Origin of the sequence: Rossellomorea aquimaris (genome assembly GCF_001877785.1) — a bacterium.
Lineage (GTDB): Bacteria > Bacillota > Bacilli > Bacillales > Bacillaceae_B > Rossellomorea > Rossellomorea aquimaris_A.
Map to the genome: position 1 here is coordinate 39,522 of NZ_MINN01000055.1, position 25,131 is coordinate 64,652.

The 25,131-nt window shown below is 45.1% G+C and carries 23 protein-coding genes, 4 tRNA genes, 2 pseudogenes and 1 riboswitch; of the genes and pseudogenes, 25 read left to right on the forward strand and 4 right to left on the reverse strand.

Going from position 1 to position 25,131, the window contains the following annotated elements; translation table 11 throughout:
- Positions 1 to 117: 117 nt before the first annotated feature.
- Positions 118 to 1,410 (forward strand): adenylosuccinate synthase, encoded by a 1,293-nt coding sequence (locus BHE18_RS02235; RefSeq protein WP_064563134.1) that lies wholly within the window; start codon positions 118 to 120, stop codon positions 1,408 to 1,410.
- Between the two features lie 60 nt (positions 1,411 to 1,470).
- Here the strand turns inward: BHE18_RS02235 and BHE18_RS23520 are convergent, their stop codons facing one another.
- Complete coding sequence (locus tag BHE18_RS23520; protein WP_235860233.1) at positions 1,471 to 1,872, reverse strand: hypothetical protein; 402 nt, start codon at positions 1,870 to 1,872, stop codon at positions 1,471 to 1,473.
- Between the two features lie 20 nt (positions 1,873 to 1,892).
- Complete coding sequence (locus BHE18_RS23525; protein WP_235860234.1) at positions 1,893 to 2,498, reverse strand: potassium channel family protein; 606 nt, start codon at positions 2,496 to 2,498, stop codon at positions 1,893 to 1,895.
- Positions 2,499 to 2,624: 126 nt separating this feature from the next.
- Between BHE18_RS23525 and BHE18_RS02245 the strand changes: the two genes are divergently transcribed.
- The 22 genes from BHE18_RS02245 to BHE18_RS02350 all read left to right on the forward strand — a co-directional run bounded on the left by BHE18_RS02245 (position 2,625) and on the right by BHE18_RS02350 (position 22,010).
- The gene (locus BHE18_RS02245) at positions 2,625 to 3,089 is read left to right on the forward strand and encodes a hypothetical protein (RefSeq protein WP_071617072.1); all 465 of its coding nucleotides are present in this window, start codon (positions 2,625 to 2,627) and stop codon (positions 3,087 to 3,089) included.
- Positions 3,086 to 3,397: a hypothetical protein gene (locus BHE18_RS23530; RefSeq protein ID WP_071617073.1), complete on the forward strand. Its 312-nt coding sequence runs from the start codon at positions 3,086 to 3,088 to the stop codon at positions 3,395 to 3,397. The genes BHE18_RS02245 and BHE18_RS23530 overlap by 4 nt, the downstream gene beginning before the upstream one ends.
- Positions 3,390 to 4,673, forward strand: coding sequence for a glutathionylspermidine synthase family protein (locus BHE18_RS02255; protein ID WP_071617074.1), 1,284 nt, complete (start codon positions 3,390 to 3,392; stop codon positions 4,671 to 4,673). Before BHE18_RS23530 ends, BHE18_RS02255 begins: the two co-directional genes overlap by 8 nt.
- Positions 4,661 to 5,074: a DUF350 domain-containing protein gene (locus BHE18_RS02260; protein WP_071617075.1), complete on the forward strand. Its 414-nt coding sequence runs from the start codon at positions 4,661 to 4,663 to the stop codon at positions 5,072 to 5,074. Before BHE18_RS02255 ends, BHE18_RS02260 begins: the two co-directional genes overlap by 13 nt.
- A 485-nt stretch (positions 5,075 to 5,559) precedes the next feature.
- A complete protein-coding gene (locus BHE18_RS02265) occupies positions 5,560 to 6,519 on the forward strand; it encodes a nuclease-related domain-containing protein (RefSeq protein WP_071617076.1) in 960 nt (319 codons plus the stop codon).
- Between the two features lie 174 nt (positions 6,520 to 6,693).
- A tRNA-Lys gene (locus BHE18_RS02270) sits at positions 6,694 to 6,769 on the forward strand.
- A gap of 38 nt (positions 6,770 to 6,807) precedes the next feature.
- Positions 6,808 to 6,879 (forward strand) — tRNA-Glu (locus BHE18_RS02275).
- A gap of 101 nt (positions 6,880 to 6,980) precedes the next feature.
- Positions 6,981 to 7,057, forward strand: a tRNA-Asp gene (locus BHE18_RS02280).
- A 232-nt stretch (positions 7,058 to 7,289) separates the two neighbouring features.
- Positions 7,290 to 7,362 (forward strand) — tRNA-Phe (locus BHE18_RS02285).
- A gap of 354 nt (positions 7,363 to 7,716) precedes the next feature.
- A complete protein-coding gene (locus BHE18_RS02290; RefSeq protein ID WP_071617077.1) occupies positions 7,717 to 9,186 on the forward strand; it encodes a M23 family metallopeptidase in 1,470 nt (489 codons plus the stop codon).
- Positions 9,187 to 9,545: 359 nt separating this feature from the next.
- On the forward strand, positions 9,546 to 10,256 hold the full coding sequence (yycF, locus tag BHE18_RS02295) for a response regulator YycF (protein ID WP_032087105.1): 711 nt from the start codon (positions 9,546 to 9,548) through the stop codon (positions 10,254 to 10,256).
- 5 nt (positions 10,257 to 10,261) lie between these two features.
- On the forward strand, positions 10,262 to 12,091 hold the full coding sequence (gene walK / locus BHE18_RS02300; RefSeq protein ID WP_032087104.1) for a cell wall metabolism sensor histidine kinase WalK: 1,830 nt from the start codon (positions 10,262 to 10,264) through the stop codon (positions 12,089 to 12,091).
- Positions 12,088 to 13,428, forward strand: coding sequence for a YycH family regulatory protein (locus tag BHE18_RS02305; protein ID WP_071617078.1), 1,341 nt, complete (start codon positions 12,088 to 12,090; stop codon positions 13,426 to 13,428). Before walK ends, BHE18_RS02305 begins: the two co-directional genes overlap by 4 nt.
- Positions 13,428 to 14,246, forward strand: coding sequence for a two-component system regulatory protein YycI (locus BHE18_RS02310; protein WP_071617079.1), 819 nt, complete (start codon positions 13,428 to 13,430; stop codon positions 14,244 to 14,246). Before BHE18_RS02305 ends, BHE18_RS02310 begins: the two co-directional genes overlap by 1 nt.
- 5 nt (positions 14,247 to 14,251) lie before the next feature.
- Positions 14,252 to 15,046, forward strand: a complete 795-nt coding sequence (locus BHE18_RS02315) for an MBL fold metallo-hydrolase (RefSeq protein ID WP_071617080.1) — start codon at positions 14,252 to 14,254, stop codon at positions 15,044 to 15,046.
- Positions 15,047 to 15,419: 373 nt separating this feature from the next.
- Positions 15,420 to 16,661 carry a S1C family serine protease gene (locus BHE18_RS02320; protein WP_071617081.1) on the forward strand — a complete coding sequence of 414 codons (1,242 nt, stop codon included), beginning with the start codon at positions 15,420 to 15,422 and terminating at the stop codon, positions 16,659 to 16,661.
- Between the two features lie 111 nt (positions 16,662 to 16,772).
- Positions 16,773 to 16,931, forward strand: a complete 159-nt coding sequence (locus BHE18_RS02325) for a CxxH/CxxC protein (protein WP_064563118.1) — start codon at positions 16,773 to 16,775, stop codon at positions 16,929 to 16,931.
- Between the two features lie 94 nt (positions 16,932 to 17,025).
- The gene (gene rlmH / locus BHE18_RS02330) at positions 17,026 to 17,505 is read left to right on the forward strand and encodes a 23S rRNA (pseudouridine(1915)-N(3))-methyltransferase RlmH (protein ID WP_071617082.1); all 480 of its coding nucleotides are present in this window, start codon (positions 17,026 to 17,028) and stop codon (positions 17,503 to 17,505) included.
- A gap of 297 nt (positions 17,506 to 17,802) precedes the next feature.
- Positions 17,803 to 18,264, forward strand: a complete 462-nt coding sequence (locus BHE18_RS02335; RefSeq protein WP_071617083.1) for a hypothetical protein — start codon at positions 17,803 to 17,805, stop codon at positions 18,262 to 18,264.
- 106 nt (positions 18,265 to 18,370) lie between these two features.
- Positions 18,371 to 18,916, forward strand: coding sequence for a DNA-binding response regulator (locus tag BHE18_RS02340; protein WP_235860235.1), 546 nt, complete (start codon positions 18,371 to 18,373; stop codon positions 18,914 to 18,916).
- A gap of 451 nt (positions 18,917 to 19,367) precedes the next feature.
- A riboswitch (glycine riboswitch) is annotated at positions 19,368 to 19,449 on the forward strand.
- Between the two features lie 148 nt (positions 19,450 to 19,597).
- Positions 19,598 to 20,968, forward strand: a complete 1,371-nt coding sequence (locus tag BHE18_RS02345; RefSeq protein ID WP_071617084.1) for an amino acid permease — start codon at positions 19,598 to 19,600, stop codon at positions 20,966 to 20,968.
- A gap of 61 nt (positions 20,969 to 21,029) precedes the next feature.
- Positions 21,030 to 22,010 carry a Gfo/Idh/MocA family protein gene (locus tag BHE18_RS02350; RefSeq protein WP_071617085.1) on the forward strand — a complete coding sequence of 327 codons (981 nt, stop codon included), beginning with the start codon at positions 21,030 to 21,032 and terminating at the stop codon, positions 22,008 to 22,010.
- A 52-nt stretch (positions 22,011 to 22,062) separates the two neighbouring features.
- On the opposite strand, the pseudogene BHE18_RS02355 reads toward BHE18_RS02350, so the two are convergent.
- Positions 22,063 to 22,675, reverse strand: a pseudogene (locus tag BHE18_RS02355) (DUF2238 domain-containing protein).
- Between the two features lie 206 nt (positions 22,676 to 22,881).
- On the opposite strand from BHE18_RS02355, the pseudogene BHE18_RS02360 reads away from it, so the two are divergent.
- Positions 22,882 to 23,133 (forward strand): annotated as a pseudogene (locus BHE18_RS02360) (YetF domain-containing protein); the annotation flags it as partial.
- A 113-nt stretch (positions 23,134 to 23,246) separates the two neighbouring features.
- Here BHE18_RS02360 and BHE18_RS02365 read toward each other — a convergent pair.
- Positions 23,247 to 24,242, reverse strand: coding sequence for a tRNA dihydrouridine synthase (locus BHE18_RS02365; RefSeq protein ID WP_071617086.1), 996 nt, complete (start codon positions 24,240 to 24,242; stop codon positions 23,247 to 23,249).
- A 489-nt stretch (positions 24,243 to 24,731) separates the two neighbouring features.
- Here BHE18_RS02365 and BHE18_RS02370 point away from each other — a divergent pair, with 489 nt between their 5' ends.
- On the forward strand, positions 24,732 to 24,935 hold the full coding sequence (locus tag BHE18_RS02370) for a hypothetical protein (RefSeq protein WP_071617087.1): 204 nt from the start codon (positions 24,732 to 24,734) through the stop codon (positions 24,933 to 24,935).
- Positions 24,936 to 25,131 lie beyond the last annotated feature (196 nt).

The following is a 25,131-nucleotide window of genomic DNA, read 5'->3' on the forward strand; positions in this document are numbered from 1 at the left end:
ATAAAGATAAATACCTATAATAATGTTCGTGTTTTGATTGACTTTCCTCTATTCAGTTGATAAAATGAGTTTGTTTGAAAAAAGAGGGAATACTAATTCCCGTCGGAGGTGCTTATTATGTCTTCAGTAGTAGTAGTGGGAACACAATGGGGAGACGAAGGAAAAGGAAAGATCACTGACTTCCTTTCTGAACATGCAGAAGTAATCGCACGTTACCAGGGCGGTAATAACGCGGGGCATACAATTAAATTTGACGGTGAAACATATAAGCTGCACTTGATTCCATCAGGTATCTTTTATAATGAAAAAATTTCTGTCATCGGGAACGGCATGGTCGTCGATCCGAAGGCATTGGTGAAGGAACTTAAATACTTACATGACCGTGACGTCACGACTGAGAACTTGCGAATCAGCAATCGCGCGCACGTCATCCTGCCTTACCACCTGAAGCTTGACGAAGTGGAAGAAGAGCGCAAAGGCGCCAACAAGATCGGTACAACGAAAAAAGGGATCGGACCTGCCTACATGGATAAAGCTGCACGTATCGGGATCCGTATCGCCGACCTTCTTGACCGTGCATCATTCGAAGAGAAGCTCGCACGCAACCTTGAAGAAAAGAACCGCCTTCTTGAGCGTTTCTATGAAACAGAAGGATTTAAAATCGAGGATATCCTTGATGAGTACTATGAGTACGGCCAGCAGATCAAAAAGTACGTCGTGGATACATCCGTTGTATTGAACGATGCGATTGACAACGGCCGCCGCGTTCTTTTTGAAGGAGCACAGGGTGTCATGCTCGATATCGACCAGGGTACATACCCGTTCGTAACGTCATCCAACCCGGTAGCAGGGGGAGTGACGATCGGTTCAGGTGTCGGACCTACAAAGATCAATCACGTTGTCGGTGTTTCAAAAGCATACACGACCCGTGTCGGAGACGGTCCATTCCCTACTGAACTGAACAACGAGATCGGCGATCAAATCCGTGAAGTCGGCCGTGAGTACGGTACGACGACTGGACGCGCCCGCCGTGTAGGCTGGTTCGACAGCGTTGTTGTCCGCCATGCCCGCCGTGTCAGCGGACTGACTGACCTGTCCCTGAACTCAATCGACGTATTGACAGGCATTGAAACATTGAAAATCTGTGTCGCTTATAAATACAAAGGCGAAATCATGGAAGAGTTCCCTGCGAACCTCAACATCCTGGCTGAATGCGAGCCGGTATACGAAGAGCTTCCAGGTTGGACGGAAGACATCACAGGCTGCAAGACGCTTTCCGAGCTTCCTGAAAATGCACGCCACTACCTTGAGCGCGTATCCCAGCTTACCGGCATCCCGCTTTCCATCTTCTCTGTAGGACCTGACCGTTCACAGACGAATGTGGTGCGCAGTGTGTGGAGCCCGAGATAATTTCAAAATAAGACACACAAAAAAGAAGCTGACCCCTCGGATCAGCTTCTTTTCTTATATTCATTCACCAGCAGTAAGCTGTTCATACACCCTGTCGTGGCAGACGACGTACAGCGTATCCGATTCGAGCAGTTCGCGGTTGATCGCATCCGTGAAGTCCATGCTGTCATTGACGGCCAGCAGTATTGCCCCTTTTTGCAGAAGCTCCTCAGACGCCTGCTTGATTGTCTTCCATTCAGGTTTCGCCTTCAGCTCGTGGATGTTATTCCCGTAACGCTTGCTCAAGAGCTGACGGAACAGACTGGTCGTCCCGGGATGGATCGTCGCTTTTGCCATCAAGAAAGAGACGGAATCGGTGGACAGAATGAAGTCCTCGACCGCGATGTGTTTGAATTTAGGGATATGTCGGTCTTCCGAAATCTCGACGATCGTATGGATCTCCTTTTCATGCGTTTTTGACAAGCCTTCGACGGCAGATGCAATCAGGAGGTCTTCCCGTCAATCAGTGACGGGTCCTCTATCCGCGAATCGGAAAAGATCGCGACCCGTTTTGAATCGAGAATATTCGCACGGAGTAATATATCCTCATCCGACGGATCCCCTTGAATATAGTGGATCTGAGCGTGGTCGACAGGTGATTCACCCAGCGTATCGATCAATACGATCTCCGCTTCAGGCGTGTGTGCCAGCACTTCCTGGATCGCTCTTTCCGTCTTCTTTGACCAGTTGATGTAAATAAAATGATCGTTCATGGTATACTCAAGCTTCCCTTCCCGTTTGTATTTTTGAAACGTCGTGATGGCATCCACCGTCTTGCTGATCAGGACCCCGATGATCCCGATCCCGAAGATAAAGAGGAAGATCCCGAGCAGGCGTCCGCCGACCGTGACGGGATAATAATCCCCGTATCCGACCGTAGTCAGGGTGGTCATCGTCCACCAGAAACCGTCAAACAATGAAGGAAAGCCTTCGGGTTCCAGAAAATATATCCCGAATGTCCCCAATAAAATAATGATAACGGATAACAATAAGATGAAACCGAAGTCCATCTTTGAAACTTGTTTCCAAAGCCTCATAAAAATGGCCATGCAATCGCTCCTCTTGAAGAAATCATAGTATAATCATACCAATAACCAAGTTTTGAGTGAAACCATTCTTTTTGTGAACCGTATACATAAAGAGCGAACCATTCGACCAAAGGAGGAATGCGAGGGATGTCACGCCCCTTACTTGAATACCGCCTGCTGAAAGGCATGGGCGGCTATGAACCGATCTTTCATTACCCGGACATAGAACTCGGACAGATCCTTGCACGCAGGGAATGTGAGTTTTTTGTAAAAGAAGGCGTCACCTACAGACAGACGTCGTCTGCAAAAGAAGGGAATCTTTTTCTTATTTATGTAGACAAATATGAAGAAGAGCCTGCCACCGATCCGCTCTTCCCGCCTCAGGGACTGCTGCTTGAAATCCGTGAACTGAACCCGAGGAAGAACCACCCGATCGTAAAACAGGAAACGTACGATGATCATCTTGATATTCTGAGCGTCATCGGTTCAGTATATACCTATATAGACGGCAGGGAATATGAGCGGGATTCCGCCGAAATCGACGAAGACCGGTCCGTATACATTTTATATGTAAAAGCAACCGGCGATACGCTGAAGGAGGAAACGCAATGAACAAAACGAAAAAATTGATGGCAGGAGTGGCCGCCTCCGTGATGGCCATTTCCGTCACCGGCTGCGGGAACAACCAGGACCTCCCGCCGGAGCCGACCGACACCGACTGTGACGACTGGGATTGGGACGACGACAGCGGCACCTACTACTGTGATGACAGCCGCTCCTCTCACTTCGGCTATTTCTGGTTCGCCGGCAGGATGTTTAAAAACAAATCGAGCCTCCGCAATTATTCAAGCTACAAATCGTATTCGAAATCCTATAAATCAGGAATTGGAAGCGGCTCGAAAGGCGGATTCGGTGGATAGTACACATCGTCGTGAACAAAGAGCGGATTTTTATGAAGGGATCCCTGATTTCTGGCACGACCTCTTCGGAATGGAATATGCCCTTTTTGATATAAAAAAAGAACCCATGGCCATGATCGAGGCGGTCCGTGATGCTTCGGAGAAAGCTTATCACGTATTTGTGAAAACAGCCGGCCTCCTGCGCGAGCTCGGTGATGAATCATTGCTGGAACTGGGATTTCCCGAGGAATCACTTCCTTACATACGGACTAAATCGATTCCCCAGGAGTGCATCGTCGGCAGGTTCGATTTTGTCGCGGGTGAAGACGGACGCTTGAAACTATTGGAGTTTAATAGTGACACACCGACCTTCATCAAGGAGCTTTATCATGTGAACGGAAGAGTGTGCGATCATTTTTCGCTGGACGATCCGAATGCCGGTCTTGAGGAGAGGCTCGGCCTTGAGCTGCGGCGGGCACTGCTCGCATCCTGGCGGTCACTCGGACGGGACGGCTCGCCGAAGATCGTCTTTTCCTCGCACAGCGATCATGAAGAAGATTATTTGACGACGCGTTACCTGCAGTCATTGGCAGACGTGCCTTCCGAATTTGTCAGCCTTGATCAATTGCAGGTGAGGACCGGCCGGGAAGCCGGTCTCTATACACCAAGCGGTGAACGGATCGATGTGCTGTATCGCCCGACCTATCCGATCGAGCATTTGGTCGAAGATGTGGATCCCGATACCGGTGAAAAGTCGGGACTGGATTTAATCAAGCTGGTGTTGGACGGGAAGCTTGCCGTTTTGAACCCTCCTTCTGCTTTCTTGATGCAGTCCAAAGGCGTGCAGGCCCTGATCTGGGGGCTTCATGAGTCGGGGAGCGATTTTTTCACGGAAGAAGAACATGAGTGGATTTCAGCATTTTTTTTACCGACATATCTTGATCCGGATGTGTTCGAGTCGAGCGGTGCGACCTATGTGCAGAAGCCTGCCTTCGGGCGCGAGGGAGATACCGTCAAAATCATTGAAGCATCCGGCAGGGTGGTTCTGCAGGATCCGAAAGAAACATATAAGGAAACCCTGCCTGTCTATCAGGAATATATTGAACTGCCGCGGCATGACATCCGGACTGATTCCGGTGTTGTGGAAGCGAGTCTGATGGTCGGCAGTTTCGTCATAAACGGTACAGCAGGCGCCGTCGGATTCCGTGCCGGCAACGCCATCACCGATAATGAATCATACTTCCTCCCGATCGGTATCGGGGAAGATAAAAAGGAGAGTAATCCATGCAAATCATAACGAGTGAAGCACTCATCAGTTTTCTTGCCCACGTCGGCACAGGTCTCGGCCTCATGATCCTCGGGGTCATCGTATTCGCATTCACAACGAAATTCTCAGAAGCCACCCTCATCCGCGAAGGCAACCTCGCCGTCGCTTTAAAACTGTGGGGCAAAGCCATCGGGCTGGCCATCGTCATCTACACCGTCTGGGCTAACAGCGTCAACCTGTTCGATGCCTTCGTTTGGGGACTGATCGGGATCGCCACCCAGGTCATTGCGTATTGGGTCATCGAATATGTTTTGACACCAAAGACGAATCTGGCGAAAAAAGTGGAAGAAGGCAACATTGCGATCGGATTCAGTTTATTCTCGATTTCGATTGTGGTTGGATTGGTTGTGGCGGCTAGTTTGACTTATTAGGCTGGTTAGTTAGTTGGATTTTGGTTTGGCTTGGGACTTGTATGGAGGCTGCAGCCTGGTTCCGTGCGTTGTTGGTGCGGGGCTGGGGTGTGGTTTTTTGGTTGGTTTGGATCTGGGGTGTGTTTGGGTTAGGGGCTGTAACAGGGATCGTGATAGCACTGTGGATGTGTGTGCTGGCCCGAGAGTTGCGGCCGGGGAGTGTGGCAAAGCGTTAGAGATGACTTAAATTAGCGGCTTGTACATACGGATGCGGGTATTAAAACAGACAAATTTAAGGTTTTGATAATATATTTCTATTTTTGATAATAAAAGGGTCGTTTTTGATAATATATCCGGATTTTTGATAATACGTTGGCTGTTTTTGATAATATAATTATCCCAGTCCCCATTATACCCCCCGTCTCCGGCCTAACTTCCTCCCAAAAGAAGGATTTTAAGACTTTGTGGCGAATAACAACTTAAGAAAAGTAGATTGGAGTGATGAAATGATCGTAAAAGCAAAGCAATTTCCCCTTTTTCTCCTGAAGTTACAAGCTCTTTCCCCGAGAGTACGTCCCCATCACATCAAACAAACATTCATCAAAGAAGATTTAGCAAGGTATCTGGCAGGATACAAAGGTGAGAATGCGATTGAGTATTATCTGAGTTTCCTCACAGATGATGAGTACTATATTCTCCATGATCTTCGATTGTTTGACGGTGAACATTATTTCCAGATGGATGCCCTAATATTAACGAAGAGGCTATTATGTATTTTAGAAATTAAATATATGGCCGGAATCATTGAATTTGACACTGACTTTGACCAAATCATACAAATGAAAAATGGCCATGAAAAAGCCTTTCCAGATCCCATCAATCAGCTGCAGCGGCAGAAAAGCCAGCTGAATAAATGGCTGAAGCGCAATAATCTCCCTCAGCTCCCCATTCAAGGCTTTGTCGTTTTCAGTAATCCCCAGACCGTCATCAAATCCGACGATAAATACACTAAAAACAGTGTAATTAAGAGTCACACCCTGCAATCAAAAATCACCGAACTCCACCACCAATATAAAGACGATATCCTGACACAAAAAGAAATAAAGAAGGTCACCAAAAAAATCATGAAATCAGATATACCTCTGGATCACTCTGTTTTGGAGCAGTATCAGCTTTCCAGAAGTGATATTTTAGCCGGGGTATTTTGTGAAGCCTGCGGTCATCTTTCTCTCGAGAGAATCCATGGTTACTGGATTTGCAGCCAGTGTATGGTTAAATCCAAGGACGCTCATCTTGCAGCATTAAAAGACTATCAATTACTATTTGGTGACTCCATCACCAGTAATCAGCTAAAAGAATTCCTACAAATCGAATGTTCTTCGCTGGCTACGAGGATCCTCAATTCTGTTGCTGTTTCCACGAAAGGTCAGAATAAAGGAAGAATCCATACCCTTTCGAATAAATAATAAAAAGCCATCAGCTTCATCACCATGCTGGTGGCTTTTTGACGCATTTATTCCCCAGAAAATAATTTTCAACAAAATTCTACAAAAAACTATTGCCCCCGTCCCGCATACGTGATAATATTAATTTCGTTGTCACGAAAGACGTCGCGAAACTTTCGTGTTGATATATACTGTGAGCCATTAGCTCAGTTGGTAGAGCATCTGACTTTTAATCAGAGGGTCGAAGGTTCGAGTCCTTCATGGCTCACCAAAGATTTTTGCGGAAGCAAAACACCTATCATCCTGCATGGCCCGTTGGTCAAGCGGTTAAGACACCGCCCTTTCACGGCGGTAACACGGGTTCGAATCCCGTACGGGTCATATCTTTCTTTTAGTAGAATGGTAGTTTGTTAGAGCAATTTAAGGAAATATATTTTGCTAAAGCAATTAATGAAAGTTATTTCGCTAAAGCGAAAAACTCTGGTCCGGTAGTTCAGTTGGTTAGAATGCCTGCCTGTCACGCAGGAGGTCGCGGGTTCGAGTCCCGTCCGGACCGCCATTTTATTTTCACATAATGAATCGTCATTCCCAAAAGCTGATCAATCAGCCCGAACCGGATGATCTTCATTACATAACTAAACACGGCTCAGTAGCTCAGTTGGTAGAGCACGGTGAATAAGCTTCATCCGAGTAATCATCAGCGTACAGCTCGAGCAGCAACTTGAATAATCCTCCTGAGAGCTGGACGATGGACAACCGGTTTATCAGATTAGGAACGAATAATTTAACACGGCTCAGTAGCTCAGTTGGTAGAGCAATGGACTGAAAATCCATGTGTCGGCGGTTCGATTCCGTCCTGAGCCATCTACAAAAAGTACTGCGATGACTTTGTCTCTCGTAGTACTTTTTTATTATGTATTTGTAACATGTATGTAACAAAAAGTGACAAATAACCACATTTTCCCTCGGACGCAATATTTCTCCTATGCAACCTTATTCCTAGTTATATCAGTGATTTCATCGGTAATATCATTAAAACGACTCATTGAAAATTCTATTAATTATACAGTTTTGTTACAATACTAATACTTTTCCCCGTATTTCGTCGAATTATGGTAAGTTAGTAAAGTACGAATTTACAAGAATATTTACTAAAATTAGGCATAATGAACGACCAACACAGTGATTTTTGCTTTTTAGTTTACAGGAGGCAAGACAATGAAGTTTGGAGAACGCTTATTACCGAAATTAGAAGAATATAGAAGCCGATCTTCTCAATTCATGAAGAAGGTTGCGGTCACGACGCTTGCACTTTCAACACTGACGTTTGCATCTGCTTCTGCGGATGATACAGATAAAGAGCTCAAGACGATCTATCATGTATACGTAAACAGTCATTATGTAGGGGCTGTTACGGATCAGGATGATGTGAAGGGCATGCTGGAAGAAAAGCTTCAAGATGCTGAAGAGAAGTTCAAGGATTACCAGGTAACCTGGAATAATGACATCACATACATACCTGAGAATGTTTTCTCTGCGAAAACGAATAACCAGGAAGTTTTGAATAATGTATCCAAGTCGATGGCTGTCGAAGCGAATGCTTATGCATTGGTTGTCGATGACAAGCCTGTGGCGTATGTAAAAGATAAAGAGACAGCGGACGAAGCACTGAAAAAGATCAAGCTGAAATATGTTTCCGAAGACGAACTGAAAGATTTGGAAGCACGTAAAAATGACGCTGATTCTTCTTTACCCGCTTTGAAGGAAAATGAAACACGTTTATTGGATGTTTCTTTTAAAGAAGATGTGGCAGCTGAAAAATCACAGGTGGATCCAAAAGAAATCCTTTCTGCTGATGAAGCTGTAAACCTGCTTCTTAAAGGAAGTGTCGAAGAGAAGAAGTATAAGGTAGAAGAAGGCGATGTCCTTGGGGCAATCGCTGAGAAGCTTGATTTGACGACGGGCGAGCTTCTGAAATTGAACCCTGAACTGGATGAGGACGGGGCGTTGAAGATCGGATCAGAATTGAATGTGACGGTCAGCAAGCCGTTCGTTCATACAGTGGTTAAAAAGGAAGTCAATAAGATTGAAAAAATCGCCTATGATAAAGAAGTGATTGAAGATTCTTCAATGAATAAGGGCGATACGAAAGTGAAGCAGGAAGGTGTGGAAGGCGAGAAGTCCGTTACCTTTACTGCTACAGAAGTGAACGGTTCTCAAACCGAGAAGAATGTCACTGAAGAAAAGGATGTAAAAGAGCCTCAAAAATACATCGTCATTAAAGGAACGAAAGAAACTCCTTCAAGAGGTTCCGGCAGCTTTGCATGGCCGACAAACGGCGGATATATCTCCTCCAAGCAGGGTCAGCGCTGGGGCAAGATGCATAAAGGAATCGACATCGCACGCCCAAGCGACAAGACGATCAAATCCGTTGATAACGGGGTTGTCGTTTCTGCAGGTTGGGACGACGGCGGCTACGGTAACAAAGTCGTGATCGACCATCAAAACGGCTACAAAACGACTTACGCACATCTTGATTCCATCTCCGTTTCAGCTGGCCAAAAGGTCGGCAAAGGCGATAAACTGGGAATCATGGGAACAACAGGTCAATCTACCGGTGTACACCTTCATATTGAGGTCCACAAAAACGGATCCCTGATCAATCCATTAGACGTACTTCATAAATAAATACAGCACAACCCGGGACTGACAACAACAATACCGTCAGTCCCCTTTCTTGTATTTTGGGTTTCTTCTTTTATATAGGGAGATTTCATTCGTAAAAAGCTGTTTACTATGTTAAAAAGAGGTAGATACATGTTAGGGACGCTTCCAGCCGTTGATTGGAGTGCTGACCGCGGAATGCGAAGTCTTGCACGGAAATCAACCGCGGGATAGAAAACCGGTGGGAAAATAGACATGAAATCCGCCAATCATTGAGTAAAAGATGAATTAACCCGCAGAAAGTGATAAATTTAAAGGAAGAATCCTATACTAAGCAAAATTACGATTAGACCGAATTTAATTGTCAAAGGAGATCAATTGATATGGATAAAAAGATTTTAGTTGTTGACGATGAAAAGCCGATTGCGGATATTTTGCAGTTCAACTTGAAGAAGGAAGGCTATGAGGTCCATTGTGCGTATGACGGCGATGAGGCGGTGAAGATGGCGGAGGAAGTGAAGCCTGACCTGGTCCTTCTTGATATCATGCTTCCGAACCGTGACGGGATGGAAGTGTGCCGTGAGATCCGGAAGAAGTATGAAATGCCGATCATCATGCTGACGGCAAAGGACTCTGAGATCGATAAGGTCCTCGGACTTGAGCTGGGTGCGGATGATTATGTAACGAAGCCGTTCAGTACGCGCGAGCTGATTGCACGTGTGAAGGCGAATCTGCGCCGTCATCAGGCGGGGGCTGCGGCTGCCGGAGATGAGGATGAGAACAATGAAATCACAGTCGGTTCGCTGACGATCCATCCGGATGCGTATGTTGTGTCCAAACGCGGTGAAACGATTGAATTGACGCATCGTGAGTTCGAGCTTCTTCATTATCTGGCGAAGCATATCGGACAGGTCATGACCCGTGAGCATCTGCTGCAGACGGTGTGGGGCTATGATTATTACGGGGATGTCCGTACCGTGGACGTGACCGTGAGACGTCTGCGCGAAAAAATTGAGGATAATCCCAGCCACCCTACTTGGATCGTAACACGTAGAGGAGTCGGTTATTACTTGCGAAATCCTGAACAGGAGTAAGTTGAATGAAGAAAGTTGGTTTAACGCGTTCGATCCATCTTAAGTTTGTCATGATTTATGTGCTCCTGATTCTCCTGGCGATGCAGATCATCGGGGTTTATTTTGTCAGGGAACTGGAGAATAAGCTGGTGGATAACTTTCAATCCAGCATCAAGAGCCGGGTGGATCTGCTCGAATATTCGGTCCGTGAAGAAATGGTCAAGGAACGTTCCGAGGATGACCCATCAAAGGAAAGTGAAATTAAGAATCTTTTGGAAGACAGTGCCGAGCCCAACTCGGATATTTATGAAATACGAGTGGTGGATGACCGGAGGAGGATCATTGGCACCTCTGATGAAAACAACCAGGCGCTGGTGGGACGGCCGGAAAATGAAATTTCGGTCAAACGGGTCCTAGCCGGCGGAGGCACATATGATAATATTTATGTTGATGAAAAAACAGGGGACCGTGTCTGGGTTCTGACATCCCCCATCATATCGTCAGATGAAGTGATCGGCGCCATCTATCTGGTCGCGAAAATTGAAAATGTGTACAACCAGATGAATGAAATTAATAAGATTTTCACGAATGGTACGGTGATCGCGCTGGTCATCACTGCGATATTGGGTGTTTTGCTTGCGCAGACGATCACAAGGCCGATTTCCGACATGAGGAAACATGCGCTTGCAATGGCCAAAGGGAATTTTTCTAGAAAAGTTAAGGTTTACGGCTATGACGAAATCGGTCAGCTGGCCATGACGTTTAATAACCTCACTAAACGGCTACAGGAAGCGCAGGCAACGACCGAGGGTGAAAGAAGGAAGCTTTCCTCTGTCCTTTCCTATATGACGGACGGGGTCATTGCAACGGATCGGAAAGGCCGTGTCATCCTCATTAACGATCCGGCGGTCGAGATGCTGAATGTTTCACGTGAAACAGTGCTGTCTCAGCCGATCGTTGCTCTCCTGGGGCTGGATGAAGAATATACATTCGAGGACCTGTCGAATGAGCAGGATTCGATCATCCTCGATTACAGCACGAAAGAAAAGCCGTATATCTTAAGGGCAAATTTCTCAATCATTCAAAAGGAAACCGGCTTTGTCAACGGACTGATCACGGTGCTGCATGATATCACGGAGCAGGAAAAGATCGATCTCGAGAGACGTGAATTCGTTGCAAATGTATCGCATGAGCTTCGCACCCCGTTGACGACGATGCGAAGCTACCTTGAGGCGCTGGCTGAAGGTGCGTGGCAGGATGAAGAGATTGCGCCGCAATTTTTAAATGTGACGCAGACTGAGACAGAGCGGATGATCCGCCTGGTCAATGATCTCCTGCAGCTTTCGAAGATGGACAGCAAGGACTACCGCTTCAACAAGGATTGGATTGATTTCATCCTGTTATTCCATGGTATCATCGACCGTTTTGAGATGACGAAGAATTTAAATGTCACCTTTGAACGTTATCTTCCTGATGATGCGTTGTTTGTAGAAATTGACACGGATAAGATTACGCAAGTGTTGGATAATATCATTTCGAATGCACTGAAGTACTCGCCTGAGGGCGGCACGATCACATTCAATGTAAAAGAAAACAACGGGTTCATTGAGATCAGCGTTTCGGATCAGGGTCTTGGTATTCCAAAAGAGAATCTGGATAAGGTCTTTGAACGATTCTACCGTGTCGATAAGGCCCGTTCCAGACAGATGGGCGGCACAGGTCTCGGGCTTGCAATCGCGAAAGAAATGATTACTGCACACGGCGGTGATATATGGGCAACAAGTGTTGAAGGCAAAGGCACTACGATCACCTTTACACTCCCATATGATTCCGCACAAGAGGATGATTGGTCATGAAGTATGAAAAAATAAAATCGATTCTATTGACGGTGCTAGTGGCTCTGAGTATATTCCTGACGTGGAATCTATGGACCTATCAACCTGAGTATGATGTGATCGAAAGTACCGAGGCTTTCGATGTATCCATAGGGGACGAACGGAAAGAACTTGAATTGATTCAGCCTTACAAAGTGTTCTATCATGATGAAGAACAGATTACAGGCTCACCCAATGAAAAAGAGATTGATAAAGTGCTGGAGCAAATGAGCAGCTGGCGGCTGACCGATGCAAAGGACATCAGCAGTCAATACTCTCAAAGTGAAATCGAGAATCTGGTCCACAGTCCAGGCAGGATCGAGCTGGTGTTTCCGGACAGCCTCCCCCTTTCCAGCTATAATAAAGTGATCAAGTTCGACGAAGAGAATCTGCCGAGAACCACCTTTAACCGTCTCATTTTCGACCTTGATGGAAAAAAGGGTGACAAGGGGATTGTCTATTTTGTCCTGTACGGTGAAGAAGACAGGAAATATGTCGTTGAGTGCAAGGTCGATGAAGAAAAAATGGACTCCTTTCAGACAATGTTCGTACAGAGGGCACTTTACAATGAAAATTTCCGAAACTACTTTGCGTTTAAGGCAAATTCAAGAAAGACTCTTCTTCTGCCGGTCAAAGACGGAGATTATTACAGTATAAAATTTTCGACCGAGCTCTTAGAAGCTGCGGATTTCCTGGAGGCGTTATTTAAAAAACCGGTCAATGTGCGAAAGAATTCAACTGATTTGGAAGAAATCTATAAAGATTCCTCCAGTTTAATGAAAGTGAACACGAATGTGAATTCACTGTCGTTCGTTAACCCGGGCGTCGACCCGGATCGGAATATGTCTGAGGAGCTCCTCGTTCAAAACAGTATTGCGTTTGTGAATGGACATGGGGGATGGACCGATAACTTCAAATTGTTCTCGGTCAGTCCGGAAGAAAGTAAAATCGAATACCGGATGTTTCTTGAAAATTTCCCTGTTTTCAGCGATACGGCAGGAACCACTGAAATCACCCAGATTTGGGGGACGGATACGATCCATAAGTATCAGCGGCCGTACTTCAAGCTAGAGAATGATTATTCAATGTTCTCTAAACCCAATAAAGTGCGTATCCCTTCAGGCTACACTGTCCAGCAGGCGCTTGAAGAAAATAAGATGATCAATTTAGAATTTGTTGAAGATATCGCTATCGGGTATAAGTTGACGAGGGATATGAATTTCCCGGACAGGCTTTTATACGATTTGACACCTTCGTGGTATTATAAATACAGCGGCAACTGGCTGCGCCTGCCTCTTGAAGAATTGGAGGGGCTATAATGGACTGGAGCAAAACGAAAACGATCTTCATCGGCGTCTTCCTGATCCTGAATATTTTTCTATTAACCATCTTTATAAAAAAAATCTCTGAACCGGAAGTCCTTTCCGACTCAAGTACACGTCAGTCGCTCGAGTCTGTGAACATCACCTATCCTGCTGATTTGACAGCGACTAAAGAAGCCGTCAACGAAACGGATATCAGTGCAATATCGAAGAAATTCACAGATGCTGATAAAGGCAGCCTGAAGAACCAGGAAGTCAGCATATTGAATGAAAATACCCTATATTCAACGCTAGACGAGCCATATAATCTGGGTGATAAACTGACAGAAGAAGACGTGAAGGAAAAGTTAAAAAGCTTTCTGAATGAATATACGATTGATGGAGATAAGTACGCATTTAGGAATCTTGATAAAGAAAATCTGACAATCAGTTATAATCAATTGTATAAAGGAAGGCCAATCTTCCACAATGGCAGTGCAGAAATTGTACTGGAACTTAATAATGAATTAGAAATTGTTTCATATAAGCAGACGATGATGGAAGATATTAAGGCATTCGGAAAAGCATCGAGAATCATCACCCCCCTTGAGTCACTTCAGATTTTAGCCGACAGCGGGAAAATCGAACCGGATAGCAAGGTTACCATTTTCGAAGAAGGATATTCCACCGAGGTGCCGTTCCCGGACTCCCAGGTACTGACCCCGACGTGGCACTTTGTCATTGAAAAGAAAGAGAAAGAGCAACACCTATATTTCACTGCTATTGATGGTAACGTCATCGAGTTTACAAAAAAAGAGAAAGAATTACTGGAGTGAGAGGTATGACCATGCATTTTAGTGTACTCGCGAGCGGCAGTACAGGAAATGCGATATTCGTTGAAACGGACGAGCATTCCTTCCTGGTCGATGCGGGTCTCAGCGGCAAGGCGATGGAAGGATTGTTCGGTCAGATCGACCGTAAAATCGAGGACCTGTCCGGCATCCTTGTCACACATGAGCACAGCGACCATATCAAGGGGCTTGGTGTTCTCGCAAGAAAGTACAAGCTCCCGGTCTATGCGAATGAAAAGACGTGGAACGCGATGGACGGGCTCGTGGGGAAAATCGATACAGAACAAAAATTCACATTTGATATGGAAACGGCCAAGCATTTCGGCGGGATGAGCATCGAGTCATTCGGAGTATCACACGATGCCGCTGAGCCGATGTTCTATGTATTCCATCAGGGTGAGAAAAAACTTGTCCTCGTCACCGATACAGGCTATGTCAGCGACCGGATGAAAGGCATCATCTCGAATGCCGATGCCTATGTGTTCGAGAGCAACCACGACGTCGGCATGCTGCGGATGTGCCGGTATCCATGGAACATCAAGCGCCGCATCCTGAGCGATGTCGGCCACGTTTCAAATGAGGATGCAGCCATCGCCATGAGCGAAGTGATCGGCGACAGGACAAAGGGCATCTATCTCGCCCACCTGAGCCTCGACAACAACATGAAAGACCTGGCACGCATGAGTGTGACGCAGACGCTCGAAACCAAAGGAATCGGCGTCGGCGAACAAATCGATCTATTTGATACGGACCCAAAAGTCCCTACACCATTAGTAGCCATCTAACCCATTTCTGTGTTTGAATGGGAGGATTTAGAGGAATATAAAAGGCAAAGGCTGCAGGATGGTGGTCTTTGCCTTTTTGTATTGTTTCTTAAAAGAAAAATTATAAGTAATGGTGAGTATGAGAATTGTCCAGCTCCGGCGGCTAGCCCCTCGAGGTCATAAGCTAAATGGTCCAAGAAGGCAAAGAACGCCTTCCCGGCCCATTTAGCTTATGCTTGTCGGGGCTGAGCGAGCCGCCTCCGCTTTTCGATGTTCACCAATTCGACAACGTTTTCTTACTGGTTTTTCATCATTTTTTAATTTAACCTGACTATAATCAGGCATGAATAGATAAAATAACAAAAGGTATTATCTGATGAAAGGATGATGGCAGATGGGATACTATGATGATCAGGATATCAACAGGGAAGGCAGGAAGAAGCAGAAGGGAAACCGCGGAGGCATGTTCCTTGCAGGGCTTCTTGGTGCGATTCTCGGTGCCATCCTGATACTGGTTGCGATTCCGCAATTACATAACTTAGACGTACTTCCTTATTCGATCCAGCCGGATCAGGATCTGAAGGCGACGGATGAGGAATATCATAATGGGACGACCAAGAATGTATCGGTGGACGTGACGACGGATGTGACGAAAGCAGTTGAAAAAGCAAGCGACGCGGTCGTCGGCATCTCGAATATCCAATCCCAGAGTTTCTGGGGCCAGCAGGGTGATTCGCAGGGGCAGGCGGCCGGGACAGGCTCGGGTGTCATTTACAAAAAAGCCGGGAACAAAGCGTATATCGTCACCAACAACCACGTAGTGGAAGGTGCCGATCAGCTTGAAGTCACCCTGTCTGACGGATCCAAGGTACCTGCAAAACTGCGAGGGACCGATATTTGGACGGACCTTGCCGTCATTGAAATCGACGGCAGTAAAATCGGCAAGGACGCAGTCGCTGAATTCGGAAATTCCGATGAACTGAAAGCTGGGGAACCGGTCATCGCAATCGGAAATCCGCTCGGCCTTCAATTCTCAGGCTCGGTCACTCAAGGTGTGGTTTCCGGTGTCGAGCGTACGATTCCAGTTGATATCAATCAGGACGGCGTCGAAGACTGGAATGCAGAAGTCCTGCAGACGGATGCAGCCATCAACCCTGGTAACAGCGGCGGTGCCCTCATCAATATTTCCGGTCAGCTGATCGGGATCAACTCGATGAAAATCGCACAGGAAGCGGTGGAAGGCATCGGTCTAGCCATTCCGATCAATTCAGCACAGCCGATCATCAATGACCTAGAACAATATGGAGAAGTGAAGCGGCCGGCAATGGGAGTAGCGCTAGAAGACGTCAACCGCATTTCGTCCTACCATCAGCAGGAAACATTGAAGCTTCCGAAGGACGTCAATTACGGGGTCATGATCAGACAGGTCATCCCGAACTCCCCTGCAGCACAGGCAGGTCTCGAAGAACTTGATGTCATCGTAGCGCTTGATGGTGAAAAGGTTGAAGATATGATCGATCTTCGCAAACATCTTTACAACAAGAAAAAAGTCGGCGATCAAATGAGCGTCACCATCTATCGGAACGGCAAAAAAGAAGACGTGACGATGAAACTGACGGATGAATCAAGAATGTAGTTGTGGATAAGTAAAAAGCAGGAGGGGGAAAGCACCTTTCCTGCTTTTTCTATACGTGATATGATTACCTGTGGATAAATAAAAACCGCTGAACACAAGGAGGTATGAGCTTTGATTTATTGCTGTTTAGAGCACGTAGAGCTTGCGATGGACATCATTGTAGACGAGCATGAAGTCGCACCGGACCTGAAGGAATTGCCTAAAGAAGAACAGTTATCCACAACCTGTGAATATTGTGGGAATAACGCAATATATATTGTGGCGAACTAATATTCCCATACAGTATGTGGACGGATGATGTGGATATGTGGATAAGTTCTGTGGATAATGTGTTTGTAAATTGTTTGTAAAGTGAGGACGAACTGTGAATATCACGATTGTAACGGTTGGAAAGCTGAAAGAAAAGTACTTGAAGCAAGGAATCAGCGAATATGTAAAGCGGCTCGGCGCCTATGCCAAACTGGACATCATCGAGCTGCCTGACGAAAAAGCACCGGAAGTGTTGAGCGATTCAGAAATGGAACAGGTCAAGGACAAAGAAGGAGAGCGTATCCTCTCCAAGATCTCACCCGACCACCATGTCATCGCCCTTGCCATCCAGGGCAAGATGAAATCATCCGAAGAACTGGCGGACAACCTCGATAAACTCGCCACCTACGGAAAAAGCAAAGTCGCCTTCGTCATCGGCGGATCACTCGGGTTAAGTGATGAGGTAATGAAGCGGGCAAATGATACCCTGTCCTTTTCGAAAATGACGTTCCCTCATCAGTTGATGCGGCTGATTCTGGTGGAGCAGATATATAGAGCATTTCGGATTAATCGGGGAGAACCGTATCATAAGTGATGAGGTTTTTAGCCAATGGCCTCTCCTAATTGTGGGGGGCCTAAGGGCAAATAGAAATGAGAAGGGAGATATTGCTGAAGTGCAAAGAAAATAGATTGACAAATTAAAAAATTCTTTTAGACTAAAAGTAGTTCTCTCCTCAAATTCCTCTTAATTTAACTACTCCTTGAATCTTTATTTGCTTCTTTATTTCTCTTCAGTTGAAACCACAATAAACCTCTTTTTCCCTCTAGATTTTACACTCATTTATTTTAAAAAGATGTCTGAAAACCAAAAAATAAGGGAGATGAGCCATTTTTGGCATCGATTAGGTATGCTATTAAATGCCCCGGTTGTGAACGTTCTGCTTTTGTAGATGATTATTACAAAACTGATGAGAAGTACATTTTTTGTAAGGTGTGCGGTTATTATTACACCAAAACAATAGAAAAATATACCGAAAATTCTATTAAATACAAGGAAGAGGAACGTGAAGGACACGGTATGTTTGTATTGGAAAATAAAGATGGAAACTGCAAAAAGGTGATGTTGAACGATAGTCTCACTAGTGAGCAATTGGAAGAGTTAAAGGTATCACTTATGGAGAAGAATGTTAACCAGGAGAAAAGCTATTTAATTTCTTTCGAAAACGGAGTATTTACCATCCTATTTGGGAACCCACCGGAATATTTTCATTTATCTTTTGACGAGTATATGGAAAAGATGATTGCGAAGTATGGAGTTCCTGAATATGATTTTATGGTTCCAATTGAGGGATAGATAAAGGTCTTTCAAAATTTTATAGTAGAAGAAATTGAGGAAAGAACGGTTTTCAAATTCTTTTAGTCTAACTATAAAAGTTTGATGATTATTGAGGAGGATTGCTGTGGGATTTGAAGAAGAGTACCAGGCTTTTATGAATGCTCACTCTCAGGAAAGAAAAGGTGAACGGTTGAGGCGTTTACAAGAAGGTCACAATCAGGCTGAAAAGTTGTTTTTGAAGCAAGTTTGGTGGCCTTCGTTTTATCATTTTCGGTATCTTCATCCAGAGTTTGAAATCGATGATTTTAAAGATGGAAAACGGTATTTAGATTTTGCTTATATTCGTCCAGCTATCCGGATTTGTTTTGAGGTCGATGGGTATGGCCCTCACTTAAAGAATATAAGCAGATGGCAATTTTCCGACAGTCTGGAGCGTCAAAACCAGTTGGTAATGGACGGGTGGACTGTCATACGCTTTTCTTATGACCAGGTTAAAGAAAAACCTCGTCGATGCCAGCAGGTCGTTCAGCAAGTGATTGGCCGATGGCTAGGTGATGAGCTGGATCAGACTACTCTATCTTATGCAGAAAAGGAAGTGCTTCGACTAGCAATTCGAAAAGGAAAAGCTATATCCCCTATAGAAGTGGAAAAGTATTTGAAAGCGAACTGACAAGACGGTAAAAAAATTGCTTACTCAACTAGTTGATAAAAAGATGTTGATTCCCGAATCTGGGATCAAGAGGATCCGCTCTTATCACTTGGCGGATCAGGTTAAACACCCACTCTGATAAATAAACGGAAAAATTCCGCCTAATTAGCATATAGAATTGAAAATAGCGTAAATAGACGGAGTAATGCCGTCTATTGACTCAAAAAACGTTAAAATGAGAAATTATATTTGGCATAATCGGAAAAATTCCTCTTAAATACTCCTAAAACGAGATTCTCCTTGTATATAACCGGAGAAACTCCGCTTAATATACATCCGCTGGTTAACTGAATTCCTCCTGTTGACAAACTCCATATCAGCCCTTAAAATAATCAACTATTCGAAGCAAAACGAGTAACCAAACAATTTAATTACTTAGAAAGCTATGATTGCTATGGATCATACTATAGCAGGAGCAGCTTCTGGAGAGACCGCGAGAGTTTTCGCGGCGCCGAAGGGTTCATAATCTCAGGCAAAAGGACAGAAGAGTATCAGATATTTATTTTGACGTGCAGGCCGTTATGGCTGCTGGCATACAAAATGGTATTTGTTATTCTTAGGACCATGAGATTGGAGCGCATCCAGTCTCTTTTTTTATGCTCTAAATATTGCTTTCTGAATGTTTGTAAGGAGGAGTTAAGGTTGGAACAACGAGAATTAAAGAGGGATTTATCAAATCGCCATGTTCAGCTGATTGCGATTGGGGGAACGATCGGGACGGGGTTATTTTTAGGTTCCGGGAAAGCGATACAGCTTGCGGGTCCCTCGATCATCTTTGCTTATTTAATCGTCGGTATCGCCCTGTTTTTTGTGATGAGGGCGCTTGGGGAGCTGTTGTTGTCCAAAGCTGGTTATCAATCGTTGACGGACATTGCGAAAGAGTATCTTGGAGCTTCTGCTGCATTTGTGACGGGATGGACCTATTGGTTCTGCTGGATCATGACGGCGATGGCGGATGTGATCGCTGTGGGGGTATACGTGAACTATTGGTTCGATATCCCGCAGTGGATACCTGCACTCATCTGCGTGATTATTTTATTGGGGTTCAACCTGCTGACTGTAAAGTTATTCGGGGAAATGGAGTTTTGGTTTGCGTTAATCAAGGTCATGACGATCCTTGCGTTGATCGTTGCCGGCGTTGTGATGCTGGTGATTGGATTCAAGACGGATGCAGGTGCTGTTTCGATGACGAATCTGTGGGAACATGGTGGGCTATTTCCAAATGGAGTGTCAGGCTTCCTGCTGTCATTCCAGATGGTCATTTTTGCCTACGTAGGTGTGGAATTAGTGGCCGTATCGGCTGCGGAAACCTCTGATCCGAAAAAGAATATTCCATCGGCCATCAATAAGATTCCTTTAAGGATTTTATTTTTCTACGTCGGTGCGCTGATTGTGCTCTTGTGCATCAATCCGTGGACAGGCCTCAATGCAGCGGAAAGTCCGTTTGTGAAAACATTTAGCTTAATCGGGATTCCCCTGGCGGCAGGAATCATCAATTTCGTGGTGCTGACGTCAGCGGCTTCTGCCTTCAACAGCGGAATGTTCTCTACAAGCAGGATTCTATATAATTTAAGCAACACGAAACAGGGGCCGTCTATTTTTGCCAGACTGAATAAAAACCATGTGCCAAGTAATGGGCTGTTCATCTCGACCCTGGTCATATCCGCGGGAGCACTATTAAGCAAACTGCTGCCGGAGCAGGCGTTCGGAATCGTGACAACGATCAGTGCGATCTGCTTCATCTGGGTATGGGGGGTCATTCTGATCTGCCATATAAAATATAAGAAAACACGTCGGGACCTGCATTTGAAATCAACATTCAAAGCACCGTTCACACCATTTATCAATTACGCTGTGCTGACAATGTTCGCCGTGATCCTGGTGATCATGCTGTTTTCTGAGGCTGCACGTCCAGCTCTATTGCTGACGCCTTTATGGTTCATTCTTTTATTTACCCTATATGGGATGAGGAGAAAAAAGGAAAAACATCAAGGGCTGATGCACCAATCCTAGTAATTATTCAGAAAAATCAGGTATGATGGTTACGAACGAAACCAATAGGGGGAACGTAACCATGAAATTTGATAATGTCCGGTGGGGAATCATCGGCTGCGGTGATGTGACCGAAAAGAAGAGCGGCCCTGCTTTTCAAAAGGTGGAGAACTCGGAACTTGTTGCGGTCATGAGGAGAACGGGTGAGCTGGCAAGGGATTATGCGGAAAGACATCAGGTCCCGAAGTGGTACGATGACGCGAATGATTTGATTCACGACCCTGAGGTGGATGCAGTTTATATCGCTACACCGCCTGGATCGCATAAGGAATATACTTTGAAGGCAGCTGCTGCGGGAAAAGCTGTCTATGTGGAGAAGCCGATGGCACGCAACTTTGAGGAATGCAGCGAGATGGTGGCTGCCTGCAAAGAAGCCGGGGTTCCTCTATATGTGGCTTACTACCGCCGGGCGCAGGAGCGCTTTTTGAAAATAAAAGAATTGTTGGATCAAAAGGCAATCGGGGACATTCGTTTTGTCTCTGCGACTCAGTATCAAAAAGCAAGGGACGGCGTGAAGGATCCGGACAATCTTCCATGGCGTGTGCAGCCGGAAATAGCAGGTGGCGGCCTGTTCTTTGACCTGGCGAGCCATACCCTAGATATTCTCGATTTCCTGCTCGGGCCGATCCAGAAAGCAAAAGGCTTCTCTTCAAATCAAGCGGGCTATTATAAGACTGAGGATATCGTGACGGGTACATATCAGTTCCAATCCGGCGTTCACGGGATTGGAAAATGGTGTTTCACGGCTTTTGAAGACGTGGATATGAATGAGATTGTCGGAAGTGAAGGAAAGATAAGCTTTTCTACATTTGGGGATGACCCCGTCATATTGACTACCGGTGAAGGACAGCAGCAATGGAGCTTCGAACGCCCGGAGCATGTCCACCAGCCGCTTGTTGAAACGATTGTCAAAGAGTTAACCGGGGGCGGAGAGTGGTGTCAAAGCACGGGAGAGACGGGCGCACGGACCAGCCGGGTCATGGATGCAATTGTCGGAAAGTAGGGCGGGATGCTTTCCCGCCTTGATTTTTGCACCGCTGTGAGATAATCAACTATTATTTCGACTTGTACAATTCTTTATATAGAATCTTTGTTAATAAAAGTGAAAGAATGGAACCTATCAGTAAAAGTGCCATATCCTATTGGGCGTCCCATATATCTCCCTGCATCCCTAAAAAATCTTTTGTGACTTTTCCCCTCTTTCCCTATACTTGCACTTGCCCACTCAATGATTTCGTAAAACGCCCCGATTGCCAATGTAATGCATAGAGCAATAAAATTTGTTGTCTTACTTTTTGATAAAGCTGTTTTCCTTACTAATATCTCTATTATGACAATTACAAGAGATCCTTTAAGAAAATGACCAAACCGGTCATAGTGGTTTCTATGTAAATCAAAATAATCCTTGATCCATGTAAAGAGCGGGACTTTGGAATAAGAATAGTGCCCCCCTATAAACGTCAAAATGACAAGAACGCTGATGATGACATAGGAAACAGTGGTAAGCCGGAACTTGTTGTATGTTAAGGATAAAAAGAATAAAACCAATACTGAAGGCAAAACCTCCATCAACAAAACCAAATAGCCTTCCTCAGGCTTAATCAGGGACCAGATTAGAACAAGTGAAACAGCAAATAAAAGGAAAAAATGTATCTTTTTATGTGGCATTCAATTCACCCCGCAAGAAAACAAGATGTACATAGTATTTGCTAAACATGTATTTTTTATCGGATAAGGGATAGCTCTGAACTAAATCCTCCATTTGAACCGTCTGTGATAGAGACAGGATAAAAAATTTTAATTATAATTAGCAGTGAAAATGGCCAAGATGGGACTATCAGGATGCTGGGAAAACAAACGATTTCGCAGATGACTTGAAGACGAACGGGACTTTGACGGTGCTGAAGAAGCCGCAATTCAGAAATGTAACGAGGCAGGACTTGATGATTGCCGTAAACGGTGAGCAGAAATTGCCTATAGAGCTTATTATGGATGGTGAAATAAACAACGATAATTTAGAACAGAATAATTTATCGTTTTCATGGCTGGAAACAGAATTGAGAAAGCGGAATCTAACACATCATGATGTTGTCTATGCAGTCATGGCCGCCAATGGTAATCTGTAAGTTGATACATATAAAGATCATATTCAAACACCCATAGATAAGGAATAAAAGAAAAAGAGCCAGTCCCCGGTAACTGTACATACCGTGGGAGTGACTCTTTTTTCATTAAGGTTTTATTTCGTAACCGAAAAGCCCTCATCTTCCTTCACTGCACTTGCATACTCATCAAGCAGAGCGCGTACTTCATCTGTGGTTTCTGTCTCCATCAGACGATTTCTAAGCTCGCTTGCGCCGCGGAATCCGCGCACGTAGATCTTGAAGAAGCGGCGGAGCGGTTTGAACGGGCGGGGCTCGAGTTCATCGTTATACTGATCATGAAGATCCAGCTGCAAACGCAGAAGGTCGAGGAGTTCCTCGCTCGTATGCTCTTTCTTTTCTTTTTCGAACGCGAATGGATTATGGAAGATCCCGCGTCCGATCATGACGCCGTCGATGCCGTATTTCTCGGCGAGTTCCAGTCCCTGCTGGCGGTCAGCGATGTCCCCGTTGATCGTCAGCAAGGTATGAGGCGCGATTTCGTCACGGAGTTTCTTGATCTCAGGGATCAGTTCCCAGTGCGCATCGACTTCACTCATTTCTTTTCTTGTACGGAGGTGGATGGACAGGTTGACGATGTCCTGCTCCAGCAGGTGCTTCAGCCAGTCGTGCCATTCCTCGACTTTCGTATAGCCGAGGCGCGTCTTCACGCTGACGGGAAGTCCTCCCGCTTTGGCAGCCTGGATCAGTTCCGCAGCGACTTCCGGACGGCGGATCAGGCCTGAGCCTTTTCCGTTCGCTGCGACGTTGTGCACAGGGCAGCCCATATTGATATCGATTCCCTTGAAGCCCATCTCAGCCATCCCGATACTCATTTGGCGGAAGTATTCAGGCTTGTCCCCCCATATATGGGCGACGATCGGCTGTTCATCTTCCGTGAATGTCAGACGCCCGCGCACGCTGTCCTTACCCTTAGGATGACAGTAGCTTTCTGTATTTGTAAACTCTGTAAAAAACACGTCAGGTCTCGCCGCTTCACTTACGACATGGCGGAACACGACATCGGTCACGGCTTCCATCGGTGCCAACACAAAAAACGGCCGAGGCAACTCATGCCAAAAATTATTCTTCATAGTATATTTAAACCCTTTCCTTCAGGGAAACCACGTTCCCAAAATTAAAAAGTAAGATGATCAGTTGGATCCAATCCCGGTCAGGATGGATTTCTACCAGTATATACTTTAATAGTATTGACGGAAAAGTGCAAGGGTACGCGCTTGGACCAATTAATGGCAAAAGGAGGCCTCCTGAAAAATAAGTAGTTCAGATAACGTGGAGAAAACTTAAAATCACTGCCCAAAAAACATACGTTTTCGCAACTTAAATAGCAAGTGAATTAACAATACAATTAACACAACAAAAAAAGCTTGGGAATCCCAAGCTTTTTGTTATTGAATGTGTTGTTCTTATTCAATTAAAGCCCCCGTTAGTTTAAGTACATTTGTTCACAAACTTTACGTTTTTAAGACCTGCCTGTTTTCTTTCTCCCCGTTATTTTTTGGTGTATATGTTTAACTGCCGTTACAAATAATACCCCTATAACAAAATAGGGGGTTAATAAAATGGAAGAAGCACCTACCAGCAATAATGCTATGAGCACAAGCAATAATGGAATGAGTACATCTAATAAGATAAACCTTTCAGGTCTTGGTGTTGGAGCAATTGTACTAACCACTGTTTATACGGCGGTTTTGGCTTCACAGTTAATGGCTACTAAGCATAAAGTCGATTACCTTTATTACAAAGAATTAACACAAAATAAATAGCTAGTTATAGACGGTGCTTTTTTCGCCGTCTTTTATTTATATAAAACAGAATTTGAACTAACCTGCCCAATCGTATTATAAGGTTGACCAGAATTCTAGATATTTCTGGTTGACCTTTTTTTATATGGTCTTATTATAACAGTAGCCAGGGTAGAACGTCCCTGCCCATGGGACTTAGATCCCGTCAGTTAAACCG

Bases quoted from the DNA above. Each gene is read 5' to 3' on its own strand.
- BHE18_RS23525 (WP_235860234.1), bottom strand. From the start codon at position 2,498: ATGGCCATTTTTATGAGGCTTTGGAAACAAGTTTCAAAGATGGACTTC.
- BHE18_RS02315 (WP_071617080.1), top strand. From the start codon at position 14,252: ATGACCATGCATTTTAGTGTACTCGCGAGCGGCAGTACAGGAAATGCG.
- BHE18_RS02290 (WP_071617077.1), top strand. From the start codon at position 7,717: ATGAAGTTTGGAGAACGCTTATTACCGAAATTAGAAGAATATAGAAGC.
- BHE18_RS02350 (WP_071617085.1), top strand. From the start codon at position 21,030: ATGAAATTTGATAATGTCCGGTGGGGAATCATCGGCTGCGGTGATGTG.
- yycF (WP_032087105.1), top strand. From the start codon at position 9,546: ATGGATAAAAAGATTTTAGTTGTTGACGATGAAAAGCCGATTGCGGAT.
- BHE18_RS02235 (WP_064563134.1), top strand. From the start codon at position 118: ATGTCTTCAGTAGTAGTAGTGGGAACACAATGGGGAGACGAAGGAAAA.
- BHE18_RS02365 (WP_071617086.1), bottom strand. From the start codon at position 24,242: ATGAAGAATAATTTTTGGCATGAGTTGCCTCGGCCGTTTTTTGTGTTG.
- BHE18_RS02310 (WP_071617079.1), top strand. From the start codon at position 13,428: ATGGACTGGAGCAAAACGAAAACGATCTTCATCGGCGTCTTCCTGATC.
- BHE18_RS02265 (WP_071617076.1), top strand. From the start codon at position 5,560: ATGATCGTAAAAGCAAAGCAATTTCCCCTTTTTCTCCTGAAGTTACAA.
- BHE18_RS02260 (WP_071617075.1), top strand. From the start codon at position 4,661: ATGCAAATCATAACGAGTGAAGCACTCATCAGTTTTCTTGCCCACGTC.
- BHE18_RS23530 (WP_071617073.1), top strand. From the start codon at position 3,086: ATGAACAAAACGAAAAAATTGATGGCAGGAGTGGCCGCCTCCGTGATG.
- BHE18_RS02305 (WP_071617078.1), top strand. From the start codon at position 12,088: ATGAAGTATGAAAAAATAAAATCGATTCTATTGACGGTGCTAGTGGCT.
- BHE18_RS02320 (WP_071617081.1), top strand. From the start codon at position 15,420: ATGGGATACTATGATGATCAGGATATCAACAGGGAAGGCAGGAAGAAG.
- BHE18_RS02370 (WP_071617087.1), top strand. From the start codon at position 24,732: ATGGAAGAAGCACCTACCAGCAATAATGCTATGAGCACAAGCAATAAT.
- BHE18_RS02245 (WP_071617072.1), top strand. From the start codon at position 2,625: ATGTCACGCCCCTTACTTGAATACCGCCTGCTGAAAGGCATGGGCGGC.
- walK (WP_032087104.1), top strand. From the start codon at position 10,262: ATGAAGAAAGTTGGTTTAACGCGTTCGATCCATCTTAAGTTTGTCATG.